Here is a 16,093-nt window from a genome sequence, read left to right as displayed (position 1 = left end):
TGAGCGCGACGCATCGCCGCCTCAAAAATGCCGCGCTCATCATGAGCTGTTAACTGTGGTAAGGGATCGTCCCCAGCGACCGGCCGTGGCTTATGCCAGGCCGAAGGGGCGGGTCGCATCCCGCTCCGATGATATGCGAAGTCCAAGGGGTAACGATCGATGCCGAATATCCGCCTGACCCGCCGCGAGACGGTTCTGGCCCTGCTCTCGACTGCTGCCGCCGGCGCGAGCCTGCCGGCTTTCGCCCAGCAGGCCGAGTGGCGCCAGAGCTATGACGCCGGTTCGCGCAATGCCGTGCAGCGCTCCTCGACGCCGATGTTGTCGCCGGCTGCTCTGGCCGCGACCGAGCAGGCCGTCGAGACGTATCGGGAACTCGCCGCGCGCGGCGGCTGGCCGAGCCTGCAGGTCAGCGAGCGGCTCTCGGTCGGCTCGCGTGGCGCGAGTGTCGTGGCGTTGCGCCAGCGGCTGATCATCACCGGCGATCTCGATGCGTCCGCTGGCGACAGCAACATCTATGATTCCTATGTCGAGGGCGGCGTGCGCCGCTTCCAGTCGCGCATGGGCCTGTCGACCACCGGCAGCATCAACCGCGCGACGCTGGCTGCCCTCAACGTGCCGGTCGATCGGCGCATCCGCCAGCTCGAGACCAATATCGTGCGCCTGCGCACCTGGTCGGGCAATCTCGGCAACCGCTATGTCGTGGCCAACATCCCGGCGGCTGCGATCGAGACGGTCGAGAACGGCCATGTCGCGACCCGCCACGCTGCCGGCGTCGGCAAGATCGACCGCCAGTCGCCGCTGCTGCAGACGAAGATTCCCGAGGTCAATTTCAACCCGACCTGGACGGTTCCCGCTTCGATCATCCGCAAGGATCTGATCCCGAAGATGCGCAAGGAGCCGGGCTATCTCACCGAGAACAAGATCCGCATCATCGGGCCGAGCGGCGAGATCGCGCCCGAGCGGGTCAACTGGAATTCTGACGAGGCGACCCGCTACACCTTCCGCCAGGATCCGGGCGGTGAGTTCAACTCGCTCGGCTTCGTGCGCATCAATATTCCCAGCCCGCACGGCGTCTACATGCACGACACGCCGTCCAAGGGGATCTTCGGCGACGATTACCGCTTCGTCTCCTCGGGCTGCATCCGTGTCCAGAATGTGCGCGACTACATCGCCTTCCTGCTCAAGGAGACGCCCGGCTGGGATCGCGCCAAGATCGACGAGACCATCGCCTCGGGCGAGCGCGTCAACGCCCGCATCGCCAATCCGGTGCCGTGCTACTGGGTCTACATCACCGCCTGGGCGACGCCCGATGGCGGCGTTCAGTTCCGCGACGACATCTACAACAAGGACGGCCTCGGCCCGGCGGCGGTTGCCGCTCTGCAGGGTGATCAGGACATCTGATCCCGATCCGGGATTCAGCTTTTTGGAGTTTGAGCTCCCGGCTTCTGCCGGGGGCTTTTTTGTTTGTACGGCAGGCTATTGCAGCCTGGTCTTTGCCTTTCGCCTAGCCGTCACGACGCTGTCGAGGATCGCCACAGCCTGCCGCAATTCGGCATAGGCGGTATCCGGCCTGGTCCCAGGCCTCAGCAGTTCGGTGGCAGCGGCATGGACTCGTTTGAAGTGGGGGGCGAGTTCTTCGGCTGATGCTGTTGCACGTTTCGCCGTCCGCGCGAGTGCCTTCGCGGTCAGGGAGGAGGGCCATTGCTGGAGGTCGCAGGCAAGGCGCTTGATCGAGGTGACGGAATGATCGGCAGTCGACATCGCAAGGCTCCAGCCGCGCCCCGGACCGGGGGAGCACACCCTGTCAATGCGCCAGCCCTGACGGCGTTCCCGCTGCCGTCATAATCTCCGCGGGACGGGCAGTTGCGCCTGAATCAGGCAGCCTTCGTCGCCTCGGCGAGATTGGCGGCAACGCAGCTTGCGAAGGCGCGCGTACCGAGTGGGCCGCCGAGATCGCGCGTGCGCAGCTCGGGCGCCTTGATCGTCAGGTCGATCGCTTGCTCGATCGCCTGCGCGGCCTGGAGCAGGACAGGGGCCTGCCGCCGTTCGCCGAGCCAGGCGAGCAGCATAGCGGCCGAGCCGATCAGCGAGGCCGGGTTGGCGAGGTCGCGCCCGGCGATGTCCGGTGCCGAGCCATGCTGGGCTTGCGCCACGGCATGGTTCTCGCCGGCATTGAGCGAGGCGGCGAGGCCGAGGCTGCCGGAGATCTCCGATGCCTGGTCGGAGAGGATGTCGCCAAACATGTTTGTGGTGACGATCACGTCGAAGACGCTGGCGTCGCGCACCAGCAGCGCCGCCATCGCATCGATGATCTTCTCCTCGTATTCGACGTCGGGATAACGCTCGGCCACGGCCCGCACGCATTCCAGGAAGAGCCCGTCGGAGATGCGCAGGACATTGGCCTTGTGCACGGCCGTGACCTTGCGCCGGCGCTGGCGGGCCAGCGCGAAGGCGCTCTCGGCGATGCGCAGCGAGGCCTGTCGCGTCACCTTGCGGAACGACATGGCGAGATCGGGCGTCGGCATGATCTCGCCGGGGCCGAGATGCATCGAGCGGTCGGAATAGAAGCCTTCGGTGTTCTCGCGCACCATGACGAGGTCGAGCGGCCTGCCGCAGCGTGGCGCGAAACCCTCGCGCGAGCGCGCCGGGCGGATATTGGCGTAGAGATCGAGCCGCTTGCGCAACTGCCCGGACGGGTTCAGCCCGCCCTTCTCGGCCGGCGGGTAATCGTTATGCGAGACCGGGCCGAGAATGACACCATCGCTCCGTCTCGCCGCCTCCAATACGGTCTCGGGAAAGGTCGTGCCCTGGTTCTTCAGCGCTGAAAAGCCGATCTCGGCCCGTTGATAGGCGATCTGGAACCCGAAAAGCTCGCTCGCCGCGTCGAGCACCTTGCATGTCGCCGCCGCGATCTCGGGGCCGATGCCGTCGCCTTCGAGGACGAGCAGGCGCAGGGCAGGGGATGTCGCGTCGGTCATGGTCGGCCTCGTCCTGATGGAAGGGGAAATTGCGCAGCAGAGCGGATCGTCACTCGATTTTGATGTCGGCGTCGGCGACGACCTTCGACCACTTCTCGCGCTCGGCCTTGACGAAAGCGGCGAACGCGGCCGGGGTGTTGCCGATCGGCTGGGCGCCTTCCAGCTCCAGGTTCCGGCGCACCTCCGGCAGGTTGATGATGGTCGCGACCTCGCTGCGCAGCTTGTCGATGATCGCCTGCGCCGTGCCCTTGCGCACGAAGACGCCGTACCAGCCGCTGGCCTCGTAGCCGGGCACGCCGGCCTCCGCGAGCGTCGGCACCTGCGGCAAGGCGGGCGCCCGCTCGGCGGTGGTGACGGCGAGCGCCTTGAGGCTGCCGCCATTCACATGGCCGATCGCCGAGGGCAGCGTCGCGAACATCATCGGAATGTGGCCGCCGATGAGGTCGTTCAGCGCCGGGCCGGCGCCGCGATACGGCGCGTGCTTCAGCCTGACGCCTGCCATCAGCTCGAACAGAGCGGTCGCGATGTGGTTGGCCGAGCCGTGCCCGGCCGTGCCATAGGTCAGCCCGTCCGGCTGCGCCTTGGCCAGCGCGATCAGCTCCGCGACTGAAGTTGCCCTGACCGACGAGTGAACCAGCAGGAGCAGCGGCGCCTTGGCGATCAGCGTCACTGGCTCCAGCACCTCGGCCGGATCGTGCTTCAGGTTCTTGAACAGGCTCGGATTGACCGCCATCGGGCCGATATTGCTGATCAGCACGGTATAGCCGTCGGCCGGGGCCTGCGCCGCCGCGGTGGTGCCGAGATTGCCGCCAGCTCCGGCGCGGTTCTCGACGACGACACCGACCCCGAGCCGATCTTGCAGCTTCTGGGCCACCGCCCGCGCGATCACGTCGGTGCCGCCACCGGCGGCATAGGGCACGACCATGGTGATCGGCTTGCTCGGCCAGTCCTGCGCCTTGGCGGCGATGACCGATGTGGCGGCGAGCACCGCTGCGAGCAGGAGCTTCGTGATCCGGCGTGACAAGGCGACCTCCCAGGCTGTTTTCATTTCAGTATACCAAAGTATGCTGAAATGAAGCAGCGGAGGCAAGCGTTGATTTCGGCGCGAGGGCGGGCGATCACCGCAGCCGGGCTCGGGACGTAGGAGAGGGCGCAGCTTGACGGTGTTTGCGGATGTCCAGCCGGCGCGCTCGCTTGCGGGCCAGGCTTATACCCGCCTGCGCGAGGCGATCGATGCCGGTGAGCTCAGGCCCGGCATGCGCCTGCGCGAGGAGGATCTCGCCGCACGCCTCGAGATGAGCCGCACGCCCTTGCGCGAAGCGGTGCGCCGGCTCGAGGCCGAGGGCTTCTTCACCCGCGATTCGCGCACGCTCGTCGTCATGACGCTCGATCATCAGGCGGTGTCGGAGCTCTATGCGATGCGCGAGGTGCTGGAGGGGACAGTCGCCAGCTTCGCCGCGCGCCACGCTTCCGAGGGCGAAGTCGCGCTGCTGCGCGACCTGCACGCGATCGAGGCTGGATTGTTGACCCGTCGACAGGAACTCGCCCGCCACAATGAGCGCTTCCATTCGGCGCTCTACGGCGCGGCGCATAACCGCTATCTGCTGAAGGCCCTCAATGCATTGCGCGATGCGCGCGCCTTGCTCGGCGCTTCGACCTTGCTCGATGCGGGGCGGGCGGCGCAGGCGCATGCCGAGCACGACGCCATCGTTTCTGCGGTGGAAGCTCGCGATCCCGCCAGGGCGGAAGCCGCCGCCCGCGATCACATCAGGGCAGCCGGCCGCGAGCGGCTGCGGCGGCTGGTGCAGGCGGACTGACCTCGCCTGCCGTCGGTTCGATCATGCCACTCTGTCGGCGATCAGTTAGCCTAGCAGCGAGATGCAGGCCATCACGATCGAGATTTCCAGAAGACTGAAGCCCATTGCCGCCTCCACCGCTGGGGAGGCAACGCGCTTCGCCTGCCATGGTTCCGCCGCAGCTGCGACGATCTTGTGATCAGCAGGGAGCTTCTCAGCCGGGCTGCTTCTGCCGGGAGATCGCGGGGACGAGCCCGTCCTCCTTGACCAGATGCCGTCCGGCAACATGGAGCACGACATAGCCGATTACCGCCGACAGCGCCGAGCCGGCGAGCACGCCGATCTTGGTGGCGTCGTTGAGCGCGGCGTTGTTCGCGAAGGCGAGCGCCCCGATGAACAGGCTCATGGTGAAGCCGATGCCGCAGAGCAGCGAGACGCCGTAGAGCTGCGCCCATGTCGCCTTGGCCGGCATGGTGCCGAGGCCGAGCCGCACGGCGAGCCAGGCGAAGCCGAAGACGCCGATCTGCTTGCCGAGGAAGAGCCCGAGCACGATGCCGAGCGGTACCGGCGTCAGCAGCAGCGAGGGCGACATGCCGGCGATCGAGACGCCGGCATTGGCGAAGCCGAAGATCGGCACGATGCAATAGGACGACCAGGGATGCAGCCTGTGCTCCAGGGTGTGCAGCGGCGAATGCTCGGGCTCGTCGCTTTCCGTGCCGCGGCCGACGAGCGGGATGGTCAGCGCCAGCGCGACGCCGGCGAGCGTCGCGTGGATGCCGGACTTCAGCACGAAGAACCAGAGCAACGCGCCGATGGCGAGATAGAGCGGCAGCAAGCGCACGCCGCGCAGATTGAGCGCGATCAGCACGGCAAGGCAGGCGGCGGCGCCGGCCAGCATCGGCAGCGAGATATTGCCCGAATAGAACAGGGCGATGATCAGGATCGCGCCGAGATCGTCGAGGATGGCGAGGGCGGTCAGGAAGATCTTGAGCGAGACCGGCACGCGCGAGCCGAGGATGGCGAGCACGCCGAGCGCGAAGGCGATGTCGGTGGCGGCGGGGATCGCCCAGCCGCGCAAGGCTTCCGGGTCGCTGCGGGCGAGCGTGGCGTAGATCAGCGCCGGCGCGACCATGCCGCCGAGCGCGGCCAGCGCCGGCAGGGCGCGCCGGCTCCAGGTCGCGAGCTGGCCCTCGATGAACTCGCGCTTGATCTCCAGCCCGACGAGCAGGAAGAACAGCGCCATCAGTGCATCATTGATCCAGTGCAGGACGGAAAGGCCACCGACCTTCGCCTCCAGGATGGTGAAATAGACGACGCCGAGCGCCGAATTGGCGATGATCAGCGCCAGCGCCGCGGCGAAGACTAAGAGCACGCCGGCGGCGGCGCCGCTTTCGAGGAAGGCGTGCAGGGGCGAGCGGCGCTTGGGCGGCCAGTCCGGCGCTTCGGCCTCGATCTGCTGCACGTCCTGGGTCACGCCGGTATCCCCCTCTTCTTGTCGTTGGATATCGCAGGCGTGCTGCGACAGTCCGATGTCGGTTTCATTGCAGCCGGCGGTTGCGCCGCAGGGCGGCGAGTCGGCCGACTCGTACCGGTGAATAGAGGAAAGCGGGCGCGAGGCTGCGTTCCATATCGCCGCACTATCGCTTGCGCAGACGGTTCGCGCCACCCGCCAGCACGGCGATCATCGTCATGATGGCGAGCAGGGCAGCCGTGCCGCCGAAGAGAGGGACGTAGCCGTATCCTGCGATCAGGGGCGTGCTGGTCAGCGGCGAGCAGAACTGGCCGATGAAGATCGAGGCGGTGAGGATGCCGCCGGCCAGCCCGCGCTTCTGGGGCGGGGCAAGGTTGAGGGCCAGCGCCACGAAGCTAGGCGAGACCACGGCATAGCCGGCGCCGATCGCAGCGACCGCGGCGAAGATCGCAGCGGTGGTCGAAGCGAGAAGCAGGATGAGAAAGCCCAGTGCCATCGCGCCGTAGCCCAGCGCGAAAATGCCGGCATAGCCGACGGCGCGCTGGAAACGCGGATAGAGCAGGGCGAAACCGCCGCCCGACAGCATCAGCACGCCCAGCGCCGCGCCGGTCATGATCGCGCTGTCATAGCCTCGCGCGTCGAGGAAGAAGGAGAGCTGCGTCGGCATGATGAAGAAGATCATGTTGGTCGCGCCCTGCAGCAGGACCAGCAAGGCGAGGGCGAGCAGCCAGTTGCGGTGTTCCTCGCTCGGGAGGGCCAGCTTCGCGCCACCGACCTGTGACAGCCTCGGCGGATCGACGATGACCAGCCACATCAGCGGCAGGAACGCGGCGGCGAGGCCGTAGATCGCAAAGGGCAGGCGTGGAGACAGCGTCGCGGCCCAACCCGCGGTCAAGATGAAGACGAGGCCGCCGAGGTTGCGCGCCGAGATCTGCAGGCCGGTCAGGGCGTTGCGGTCGTCGCCGCTGAAATAGTCGCCGATCAGCGCGGTCTGCGCCGTCATGATCAGGGCGACCGCCACTCCCAATACGAGCCGGCTGGCGAAGATCGTCGGCAGGTCGGGCAGGATCAATCCGGCGCATCCCGACAGCACGAACAGGATCACGCCGAAGAGCAGCAGCTTGCGCCGCCCGATCCGGTCGGCTGCGATGCCGGCGAGCGGCGCGAAGATTGCGACGCTGAGCGAGGGCGCCGGCACCAGGAGCCGCGTCAGCAGCGCGGCATTGGGATCGCCGGCGAAGAGCCGCTCCAGCCCCGGCAGGGCCGGAGCGATCGTCGCGTTCGCCATGGTGGTGAGCGATGCCGCCATCAGGAGGGCGACGGCGCGCCGATCCTGCCAGACCGGAATTTGTCTTGTTGTGAGAACGGTTTCCATGATGTTCCTCTTGCCGAATGCGTGGGTTCGGCAGAGCCTACGAATTCAAGTCGACTTGAGGTCAAGCATGGCTGTTCTGGATATCGGCGAGGTCGCCGAGCGCTCGGGCGTCGCGCCCTCGACCCTGCGCTATTACGAGGAGATCGGCCTGATTTCCTCGCTCTGGCGGAGGGGTCTGCGGCGGCAGTTCGATGCCGACGTGCTGCTGAAACTGTCGCTGATCGCGATGGGCAAGGCGGCCGGTTTCTCGCTGGAGGAGATCGCCGGCATGTTCGGGCGAGATGGCAGGCCCGACATCCCGCGCGACCAATTGCGGGTCAGGGCTGATGAGCTGCAGCGCCAGATGGCCGAATTGCGGACGCTGCGCGACATCCTGCGCCACGTCGCCGATTGCCCGGCGCCGAGCCATCTCGAATGCCCGACTTTCCGCAAGTTGATGCAGGCGGCGTCGCGCCGGACGCTCGTCTACCGCCCGTCGGTCCGGCGATCGGGCGCACGCCGTGCCGCTCCTTAGCCGCGTCCATCTAGCGCTTGGACAGCCTCACTCTGCGTGATAGGGACCGCGCGGGGATCGGCCGGGATCGGCCGCCGCATTCTTAGGAGCCGGATATGACCGACGCCGCGCGCGACAAGCACCTCTCCAACTCCTTCTTCGGCGCCGGCCTTGCCGATGTCGATCCCGAGATCGCCCGCGCCATCGAGCTCGAACTCGGCCGCCAGCGCGACGAGATCGAGCTGATCGCTTCGGAGAACATCGTCTCGCAGGCCGTGCTCGAAGCGCAGGGCTCGGTGATGACCAACAAATACGCCGAGGGCTATCCGGGCCGGCGCTATTACGGCGGCTGCCAGTTCGTCGACATCGCCGAGAAGCTCGCGATCGAGCGCGCCTGCCGCCTGTTCGACTGCCAGTTCGCCAATGTCCAGCCGAATTCGGGCTCGCAGGCCAACCAGGCTGTATTCATGGCGCTGATGCAGCCGGGCGATACCTTCATGGGCCTCGATCTCGCCGCCGGCGGCCACCTCACCCATGGCGCCCCGGTCAACCAGTCCGGCAAGTGGTTCAAGGTCGTGCCCTATGGCGTCTGCGTCGTCGACCAGATTATCGACTATGACGCGCTGGAGCGCCTCGCTGTCGAGAACAAGCCGAAGCTCATCGTCGCCGGCGGCTCGGCCTATGCCCGCCATTGGGACTTCGCCCGGTTCCGCGAGATCGCCGACAAGGTCGGCGCCTATTTCATGGTCGACATCGCCCATTTCGCCGGGCTTGTCGCCGGCGGCGCGCATCCCTCGCCGTTCCCGCACGCCCATGTCGTCACCACCACCACCCACAAGACCCTGCGCGGCCCGCGCGGCGGTATGGTGCTGACCAATGACGAGGCGATCGCTAAGAAGATCAACTCGGCCGTGTTCCCGGGCCTGCAGGGCGGGCCGCTGATGCATGTCATCGCCGCCAAGGCCGTCTCCTTCCACGAGGCGCTGCAGCCGGAGTTCAAGACCTACGCCCACGCTGTCGTCGCCAACGCCAAGGCGCTGGCCGAGACGCTGAAGTCGAAGGGCTTCGAACTCGTCACCGGCGGCACCGACAACCACCTGATGCTGGTCGACCTGCGCTCCAAGAAGGTCACCGGCAAGGCGGCCGAGGCCGCGCTCGGCCGCGCCCATATCACCTGCAACAAGAACGGCATCCCCTTCGATCCGGAGAAGCCGATGGTCACCTCCGGCATCCGCCTCGGCACCCCGGCAGCGACCTCGCGCGGCTTCGGCGTCGCCGAGTTCAAGAAGGTCGGCGAGCTGATCGCCGAGGTGCTGGACGGCCTCGCCGCCAATGGCGAGGAGGGCAATGCCGCCGTCGAGCAGGCGGTGAAGGCCAAGGCGCACGAGCTGACCGCGCGCTTCCCGATCTATTGAGGGGCGCGCTGAGCCCCGGGGCGGCTTGACCGGGTCGCCCTACGGGCTTACATACATGTCGGCAAGGAGGCCGATATGAGCCGTCAGAGCGTGACGATGCGCGAACTCCAGAAGATGTCGGCAGGCGCCATCCAGGCCCTGCCGCATCCCGTCCCGATCAAGAGCGGCTCGGCGACGGTCGGGCTGCTCGTGCCGGTCAAAAGACCCGATACCGCACGGATCTCCGCTGCGCTGAAGCGCGCCGATGCTTATCATGCGACGCTGTCGCCCGAGACGAAGCTGCGGCTCGAGCGCTTCCTCGGCGAACGCGACGATTGATGCGCAAGCCTTCGGAGACGCTTGTCGTCGATGCGAACATCATCCTGAGTGCCGTGCTCGGTTTCCGAGCCCGACCGCTTCTGGAGCAGATTGGCGCCCGGCGCGCGCTGGTGATCTCGTCAGGAGCTGCACTGGAAGTCAGGCATGTGCTGTCCCGGATCGCGCCTGACACTCCGATCCTGATCGAGATCGCCAGCGAGATTCTCGAAGCGATCGAAATGGTCGAAGAGGTCCGCTACAACGATGGGCTTGGCGCAGCCGCGCAGAGCCTTCGGCGCGCCGTCGGCTCACGCAACGGCAGCATCAATGACGCGCATATCCTGGCGCTCGCCTGGACCTATGATGCCGACATCTGGTCGCATGACCGCGATTTCGCCGGCACCGGCTGGCCGTCCTGGTCGAGCGCCAATCTCGCCGCCGCTTTGGCCGACGAGGCCGGAGCTGAAGCTCAACCCATCTGAAAGTCCGCCATGCGCTGTCCCTATTGCGGCTCGCTCGATACCCAGGTGAAGGATTCGCGGCCGACCGACGACCACGCCTCGATCCGGCGCCGGCGCGTCTGCCCCGATTGCGGCGGGCGCTTCACCACCTTCGAGCGCGTGCAATTGCGCGAGCTCACCGTGGTCAAGCGCTCGGGCCGGCGCACCGCCTTCGACCGCGACAAGCTGCAGACCTCGATCGAGGTGGCGCTGCGCAAGCGCCCCGTCGCGCCCGAGCGGATCGAGCGCATGGTCAACGGCATCGTCCGCCAGCTCGAAAGTTCGGGCGAGGGCGAGATCCAGAGCTCGGCCATCGGCGAACTGGTGATGGAGGGGCTGAAATCGCTCGATGACGTCGCCTATGTCCGCTTCGCCTCGGTTTATCGGAACTTCCGCGAGGCGCGCGATTTCGAGGAACTGCTCGGCCAGCTCGGCGGCGACGACATCGAACCCGCGACAAAGCCGGCGCCCGCCCGCGACGATGCCTGACCAGGACGCGATCGACCGCGCCTTCATGGCGCGGGCGCTGGAGCTCGGCGCGCGCGGGCTCGGCCAGACCTGGCCGAATCCCAGCGTCGGCGCTGTGGTCGTGCGTGACGGGCGGGATGGCCCGGTGGTCGTCGGCGAGGGCCGTACGCAACCGGGCGGCCGTCCACATGCGGAGGCGATGGCTTTCGAGGATGCCGGCGCAGCCGCGAGCGGCGGCACGCTCTACGTCACGCTGGAGCCCTGCTCGCATCGCACTGTCCGCGGGGGCACGCCTTGTGTCGAGCGCACCCTGCTCGCCGGCGTCAGGCGCGTCGTTTCTGCCATGGCCGACCCAAACCCGCAGATCGCCGGCCTCAGCCACGCTTTGCTGCGCATGGCGGGAGTGGATGTCACCGTCGGCGTGCTTGAGGACCAGGCCCAGCGCAGCCATCGCGGCCATGTCCTGCGGGTGACTGAAGGCCGGACGATGGTGACCTTCAAGGTCGCACGCACGGCCGACGGTTTCGCTGGCGGGGCAGGGGGCGCAAGGCTTGCCATCTCCTGCCCGGAATCGGGCGAGTGGGTGCATCGCCTGCGCGCCAGCCATGACGCGATCATGCTCGGCATCGGCAGCGTCATTGCCGACGATCCGCTGCTGACCGTGCGCCTGCCCGGCCTGGAAATCCGCTCGCCGATCCGCGTCGTGCTCGATTCCTCGCTCCGCCTGCCGCTCGATGCCAAGCTGGTGCAGGGGGCGGCGACCGTGCCGCTCTGGGCGATCGCCGCCGAGGACGCGCCGGTCGCGGCCGAGGAGAAGCTCGTCGCCGCCGGCGTCGAGGTCATGCGCGTCTCGCGCGGCGCCGACGGCCATCTCGACTTGCTGGAAGCGCTGCGCCTGCTGGCGACGCGCGGCATCACCCGCATCTTCTCGGAGGGCGGCCCGACGATCGGCGAGCAATTGGCGCTGCGGGGCCTCGCCGACGAGGTCATCGTCTCGACCTCGCCGAAGCCGCTCGGGGCCGATGGCATCGTCGCCGTCAGGCCAGGTCTTGCGGCGCTGCTCGCCGATCCCGAAATCTACGCCGTCACGCAAGCCGGGCAGATCGGCTGCGACCGTTTTGAAGTGTTCACGAGGATCGCCTGATGTTCACCGGCATCGTCACCGCCATCGGCACCGTCACTCGTGCTGAGACCAAGGGCCCGAGCCTGAAGCAGTTCGATATCTCCTGTCCTTGGGAAGCCTCCGGCATCGAGCTCGGTGCCTCGATCTGCTGCGCCGGCGTCTGCCTCACGGTGACGGCGCTCAAGCCGCGCGAGGACGGCGAGCCCGGCTGCGCCTTCCAGGTCGAGACTGCGGCCGAGACGCTGGCGAAGACGAGGGTCGCCGAATGGATGCCGGGTACGAAGATCAACCTCGAGCGCTCCCTGAAGATGGGGGACGAGCTCGGCGGCCATCTCGTCACTGGCCATGTCGATGGCGTCGGCACCATCCTGAAGATCGACGAGATCGCGCCGGATCCGAGCGAGCCCTGGGGTGCGACCGCGCGCTTTCATATTCGGGCGCCGCAGGGGCTCGCCCGCTTCATTGCCGCCAAGGGCTCGATCTGCCTTGACGGGACCTCGCTGACCGTCAACACCGTCGAGGACGACGTCTTCACCGTGCTGCTGATCCCGCACTCCTTCAGCGTCACCACCTGGGGCGAGCGCCGCAAGGGGGACGGCGTCCATGTCGAGGTCGATCTGATGGCGCGGTATGCCGCGCGGCTTGCGGAGGCGCGTGGGCAGGGCTAAGAGCCCGTCCTGCCTCAGCCCTCATCCTGAGGAGCCGCGCAGCGGCGTCTCAAAGGATGTTCCAGCGATCTCTGGAGCATCCTTGGAGACGCCATTCCTGAATGGCTCCTCAGGATGAGGGCTTGACTGCTTTCGACCCGGTCGGAAGCCTGTTTGATGTGACCAGAAGGAATTTTCGCATGGCCGGACCCCGGCAATCCTCGGCTGCGCCAGCCGCTCCTCTCGACGGCGCCCGCGTGCTCGTGGTTGAGGCGCGCTTCTATGACAAGCTCGCCGACGAGCTGCTCGCCGGCGCGACCGCCGTGCTCGAGAAGGCCGGCTGCCGCGTCGATGTCGTCACCGTTCCCGGTGCGCTCGAAATCCCCTCGGCCATCGTCATCGGCCTGCGTGCTGCCGACGAGGCGGTCGATCCCTATGAGGCCGTCGTCGCGCTCGGCACCGTCATCCGTGGCGAGACCGGCCATTACGACATCGTCGCCGGCGAGAGCTCGCGCGCGCTGATGGACCTGTCGGTCGCCTTCGCCCTGCCGCTGGGCAACGGCATCCTCACTGTCGAGAACGACGCCCAGGCCTGGGCCCGCGCCAACCGCAGCGAGATGGACAAGGGCGGCGGCGCGGCGGAAGCTGCGCTCGCGGTGCTGCGTTACAAGCGCTCGCTGGCGGAGGAGTCGAAATGAGCCGATCCGAGATGCGCCGCGGCGCCCGGTTGTCGGCCGTCCAGGCGCTCTACGAGATGGAGGTCGGCGGGCGCGGCGTGGTCGAGGCCATGGCCGAGTTCGAGGCCTTCTGGATCGGCAAGGAGGTCGAGGACATCGAGCTTCCCAAGGCCGAGATCGCCTTCTTCCGCGATCTGCTCGGCGGCGTCGTCCGCGAGCAGCGTCTGGTCGATCGCTCGGTCGACGAGCTCCTCGCCTCCGGCTGGCCGCTGAAGCGGGTCGAGGCGGTGGTCCGCGCCATCCTGCGCGCCGGCGCCTATGAACTCGCCTTCCGCAAGGACGTGCCGGCCCGCGCCGTGATCTCGGAATATGTCGCGGTTGCCCGCTCCTTCTACGAGGGCGAGGAGGTCGGCATGGTCAATGCGGTGCTCGACAGGATGGCCCGCGAGGTCCGCGCCGAGGAATTCGACGCGCCGGCGGTGTGATGGCATTCCCCGTCACTGCGAGGAGCGTCAGCGACGAAGCAATCCAGTGGCGGCAGAGCTCTACGTCTCCCAAGATTGCTTCGCCGCGCTCGCAATGACGATGGGCGGTAGCGAATGACGAGAATGACGAGTGACGGGAAACCCGGCGAATTCGAGCTGATCGCCCGCTATTTCGCGCCGATCGCCGGGCGTGCCGGGCTTGGCCTCGTCGATGATGCGGCCCTGCTGCGCCCGGCCCGCGGCTATGAGATCGTGGTCACGGCGGACGCGCTCGTCGCCGACGTGCACTTCTTCGCCGACGATCCGCCGGCTTCGATCGGACGCAAGGCGCTCGCCGTCAACCTGTCGGATCTCGCCGCCAAGGGCGCCAGGCCCGACGGCTTCGTATTGACGCTCGCTTTGCCGAGGGGCTGGACGGAAGAGTGGCTCGCCGGCTTCGCCGAGGGCCTCGCCGCCATGGCCGGGGAGGGCGGCTGCCCGCTGATCGGCGGAGACACCGTCTCGACCACCGGCCCGCTGACGCTCTCGATCACCGCCTTCGGCAGCGTTCCCGCCGGCCGCATGGTGCTGCGCTCCGGGGCGAAACCGGGTGATGTCGTCGCCGTCACCGGCACGATCGGCGACGGTGCGCTCGGGCTCAAAGCGCACGGGCCGGATCGGCCTGCCTGGGTCGGCAGGCTCTCGGAAGCTGACCGCGCCTTCCTGGCCGACCGCTATCTGCATCCGCAGCCGCGCACCGCGCTCGCCGCCGCCCTGCAGGCCCATGCCTCGGCCGCGATGGATATTTCGGACGGCCTGGTCGGCGATCTCGCCAAGCTGCTGGCGGCCTCGAAGGCGGGTGCCGAGATCGATCTCGACGCGCTGCCGCTCTCGCCTGCGGCCCGCGCTGCCGTCATGGCCGATCCTGCGCTCGCGGAACTGGCCTGGACTGGCGGCGACGACTACGAAATTCTCTGTACGATCCCCGAAGGAGAATTTCCTTCTCTGGCTGCCGCTGCCGAGGCGGTGGGGCTCGGCTTGGCGCGCATCGGGCGCGTCACCGCCGAGGTGGGCAGCGTGCGCTATACCGAAGCGGGCCGGCCGCGAGAATTCGCGCGCGGCTCCTTCGCTCATTTTTAGAAGGCGGCCGCACGGCCGCGAAGGGCGGCGGTTGCGATGAACCAGCATGTTCCGGTGATGGACGGCGATGCGCTCGCCAGGCGCAATGCGCTGGTGCTTGCCGGCGCCCAGGCGCTCGGCGGCGCGAGCCCGGCGATCGTGATCTCGCTCGGCGGCATCGTCGGCTCGCAACTGGTCACGAATCAGGCCTTCGCCACCGTCCCGGTCAGCCTGATGCAGCTTGGTCTCGCCGCCGGCGTCATTCCCGCGGCGTTCATGATGCGCCGGCTCGGCCGTCGCAGCGGCTATGTCATCGGTGCGCTGATCGGCGCGTTCGGTGCCGCGATTGCCGCGACAGGGGTGGCGGAGCGCCTGTTCTGGCTGTTCTGCTTGGGTACCTTCCTGTGCGGGCTCTATGGCTCCTATGTCCAGAGCTATCGCTTCGCCGCGGCCGATACGGCGAGCGACAGCTTCAAGCCGCGCGCGATTTCCTGGGTGATGATCGGTGGGCTGGCGGCGGCGGTGATCGGCCCGCAATCGGTCTACTGGACGCGCGATCTGACGCCGGCCGCGCCCTTCGCCGCGAGCTTCCTGGCGCAAGGGGCACTCGCGCTCATCGCCATCGGTGTCGTGCTGGCGCTGCGCGCGCCGCCGGTGAAAGAGACGAAGTCCAGTGGTGGCCGGCCACTCTCCGAGATCATGCGCCAGCCGAAGTTCATCGCCTCGGTGATCGCCGCGCTCGTCACCTATGGGCTGATGAGCTTCGTCATGACCGCGGCGCCGCTCGCCATGGTCGCGTGCGGTCATTCGGTGGGAGAAGCAGCGCTCGGCATCCAGTGGCATGTGCTCGCCATGTTCGCGCCGAGCTTCTTCACCGGTCGCCTGATCGCCCGCTTCGGCAAGGAGAAGCTCACCGCCGCCGGCCTGGTTCTGACCGCACTCGCGGCGGTGGTCGGCCTGTCTGGCCTCAGCGTGGCGCATTTCTGGATCGCGCTCGTCCTGCTCGGCGTCGGCTGGAATTTCGGCTTCATCGGCGCGACCGCGCTGGTCACCGATTGCTACCGCCCCGAGGAACGGGTCAAGGTCCAGGCCGCCAACGACTTCCTCGTCTTCGGCTCGGTGGCGATCGCCTCCTTCTCCTCCGGCGGGCTGCTCAGCGCAGGCGGCTGGGACAGCGTCAACTGGCTGGTCTTCCCGCCGGTCGCGGTCGCTTTGGCGCTGGTCGCGTGGCAGGCGCTGGGCAAGCGGCCGGCCGCCGGTGCCGGCTGAG

Annotated in this window: 18 protein-coding genes; 13 read left to right on the top strand and 5 right to left on the bottom strand. The window is 67.8% G+C overall.

What is annotated here, in order from left to right; genetic code table 11:
• Window positions 1-159 precede the first annotated feature (159 nt).
• Window positions 160-1,401: a L,D-transpeptidase family protein gene (locus BMZ69_RS17105; RefSeq protein ID WP_092158704.1), complete on the top strand. Its 1,242-nt coding sequence runs from the start codon at window positions 160-162 to the stop codon at window positions 1,399-1,401.
• Window positions 1,402-1,476: 75 nt separating this feature from the next.
• Here BMZ69_RS17105 and BMZ69_RS17100 read toward each other — a convergent pair whose 3' ends face one another.
• From BMZ69_RS17100 to BMZ69_RS17090, 3 genes are all read right to left on the bottom strand, one after another.
• Window positions 1,477-1,761, bottom strand: a complete 285-nt coding sequence (locus BMZ69_RS17100) for a hypothetical protein (RefSeq protein ID WP_092158702.1) — start codon at window positions 1,759-1,761, stop codon at window positions 1,477-1,479.
• A gap of 113 nt (window positions 1,762-1,874) precedes the next feature.
• Window positions 1,875-2,978, bottom strand: a complete 1,104-nt coding sequence (locus BMZ69_RS17095; protein ID WP_092158700.1) for an isocitrate/isopropylmalate dehydrogenase family protein — start codon at window positions 2,976-2,978, stop codon at window positions 1,875-1,877.
• Window positions 2,979-3,027: 49 nt separating this feature from the next.
• On the bottom strand, window positions 3,028-4,002 hold the full coding sequence (locus BMZ69_RS17090; RefSeq protein ID WP_244543412.1) for a Bug family tripartite tricarboxylate transporter substrate binding protein: 975 nt from the start codon (window positions 4,000-4,002) through the stop codon (window positions 3,028-3,030).
• Between the two features lie 139 nt (window positions 4,003-4,141).
• Here BMZ69_RS17090 and BMZ69_RS17085 point away from each other — a divergent pair, with 139 nt between their 5' ends.
• A complete protein-coding gene (locus BMZ69_RS17085; RefSeq protein WP_244543416.1) occupies window positions 4,142-4,795 on the top strand; it encodes a GntR family transcriptional regulator in 654 nt (217 codons plus the stop codon).
• Between the two features lie 193 nt (window positions 4,796-4,988).
• Here the strand turns inward: BMZ69_RS17085 and nhaA are convergent, their stop codons facing one another.
• Together nhaA and BMZ69_RS17075 are read right to left on the bottom strand one after the other, a co-directional pair.
• On the bottom strand, window positions 4,989-6,182 hold the full coding sequence (nhaA, locus tag BMZ69_RS17080) for a Na+/H+ antiporter NhaA (protein ID WP_244543415.1): 1,194 nt from the start codon (window positions 6,180-6,182) through the stop codon (window positions 4,989-4,991).
• Between the two features lie 229 nt (window positions 6,183-6,411).
• A complete protein-coding gene (locus BMZ69_RS17075; protein WP_092158696.1) occupies window positions 6,412-7,620 on the bottom strand; it encodes an MFS transporter in 1,209 nt (402 codons plus the stop codon).
• Between the two features lie 67 nt (window positions 7,621-7,687).
• Between BMZ69_RS17075 and BMZ69_RS17070 the strand changes: the two genes are divergently transcribed.
• The 11 genes from BMZ69_RS17070 (at window position 7,688) to BMZ69_RS17020 (ending at window position 16,092) form a co-directional block, all read left to right on the top strand.
• The gene (locus tag BMZ69_RS17070) at window positions 7,688-8,134 is read left to right on the top strand and encodes a helix-turn-helix domain-containing protein (RefSeq protein ID WP_092158694.1); all 447 of its coding nucleotides are present in this window, start codon (window positions 7,688-7,690) and stop codon (window positions 8,132-8,134) included.
• 95 nt (window positions 8,135-8,229) lie between these two features.
• Complete coding sequence (glyA, locus tag BMZ69_RS17065; protein WP_092158692.1) at window positions 8,230-9,528, top strand: serine hydroxymethyltransferase; 1,299 nt, start codon at window positions 8,230-8,232, stop codon at window positions 9,526-9,528.
• A 75-nt stretch (window positions 9,529-9,603) separates the two neighbouring features.
• Window positions 9,604-9,846, top strand: a complete 243-nt coding sequence (locus tag BMZ69_RS17060) for a hypothetical protein (RefSeq protein WP_092158686.1) — start codon at window positions 9,604-9,606, stop codon at window positions 9,844-9,846.
• Window positions 9,846-10,307: a PIN domain-containing protein gene (locus tag BMZ69_RS17055; protein ID WP_092158684.1), complete on the top strand. Its 462-nt coding sequence runs from the start codon at window positions 9,846-9,848 to the stop codon at window positions 10,305-10,307. Before BMZ69_RS17060 ends, BMZ69_RS17055 begins: the two co-directional genes overlap by 1 nt.
• Before the next feature lie 9 nt (window positions 10,308-10,316).
• The gene (gene nrdR / locus BMZ69_RS17050) at window positions 10,317-10,814 is read left to right on the top strand and encodes a transcriptional regulator NrdR (RefSeq protein ID WP_092158682.1); all 498 of its coding nucleotides are present in this window, start codon (window positions 10,317-10,319) and stop codon (window positions 10,812-10,814) included.
• The gene (gene ribD, locus BMZ69_RS17045; RefSeq protein ID WP_092158681.1) at window positions 10,807-11,937 is read left to right on the top strand and encodes a bifunctional diaminohydroxyphosphoribosylaminopyrimidine deaminase/5-amino-6-(5-phosphoribosylamino)uracil reductase RibD; all 1,131 of its coding nucleotides are present in this window, start codon (window positions 10,807-10,809) and stop codon (window positions 11,935-11,937) included. The genes nrdR and ribD overlap by 8 nt, the downstream gene beginning before the upstream one ends.
• Window positions 11,937-12,584: a riboflavin synthase gene (locus BMZ69_RS17040; protein ID WP_092158680.1), complete on the top strand. Its 648-nt coding sequence runs from the start codon at window positions 11,937-11,939 to the stop codon at window positions 12,582-12,584. The genes ribD and BMZ69_RS17040 overlap by 1 nt, the downstream gene beginning before the upstream one ends.
• Window positions 12,585-12,763: 179 nt before the next feature.
• Complete coding sequence (ribH, locus tag BMZ69_RS17035) at window positions 12,764-13,261, top strand: 6,7-dimethyl-8-ribityllumazine synthase (protein ID WP_092158679.1); 498 nt, start codon at window positions 12,764-12,766, stop codon at window positions 13,259-13,261.
• Window positions 13,258-13,725 (top strand): transcription antitermination factor NusB, encoded by a 468-nt coding sequence (gene nusB / locus BMZ69_RS17030; RefSeq protein ID WP_092158678.1) that lies wholly within the window; start codon window positions 13,258-13,260, stop codon window positions 13,723-13,725. Before ribH ends, nusB begins: the two co-directional genes overlap by 4 nt.
• Before the next feature lie 114 nt (window positions 13,726-13,839).
• Window positions 13,840-14,844 (top strand): thiamine-phosphate kinase, encoded by a 1,005-nt coding sequence (gene thiL / locus BMZ69_RS17025; RefSeq protein ID WP_348272480.1) that lies wholly within the window; start codon window positions 13,840-13,842, stop codon window positions 14,842-14,844.
• 36 nt (window positions 14,845-14,880) lie between these two features.
• Window positions 14,881-16,092 carry an MFS transporter gene (locus BMZ69_RS17020; RefSeq protein ID WP_244543411.1) on the top strand — a complete coding sequence of 404 codons (1,212 nt, stop codon included), beginning with the start codon at window positions 14,881-14,883 and terminating at the stop codon, window positions 16,090-16,092.
• The last annotated feature ends 1 nt before the right edge of the window (window position 16,093 follow it).

Origin of the sequence: Allobosea sp. CRIB-10 (genome assembly GCF_900112185.1) — a bacterium.
Lineage (GTDB): Bacteria > Pseudomonadota > Alphaproteobacteria > Rhizobiales > Beijerinckiaceae > Allobosea.
The sequence above is the reverse complement of the archived record's forward strand: the minus strand, read 5'-3'. Positions and strand labels throughout refer to the sequence as shown.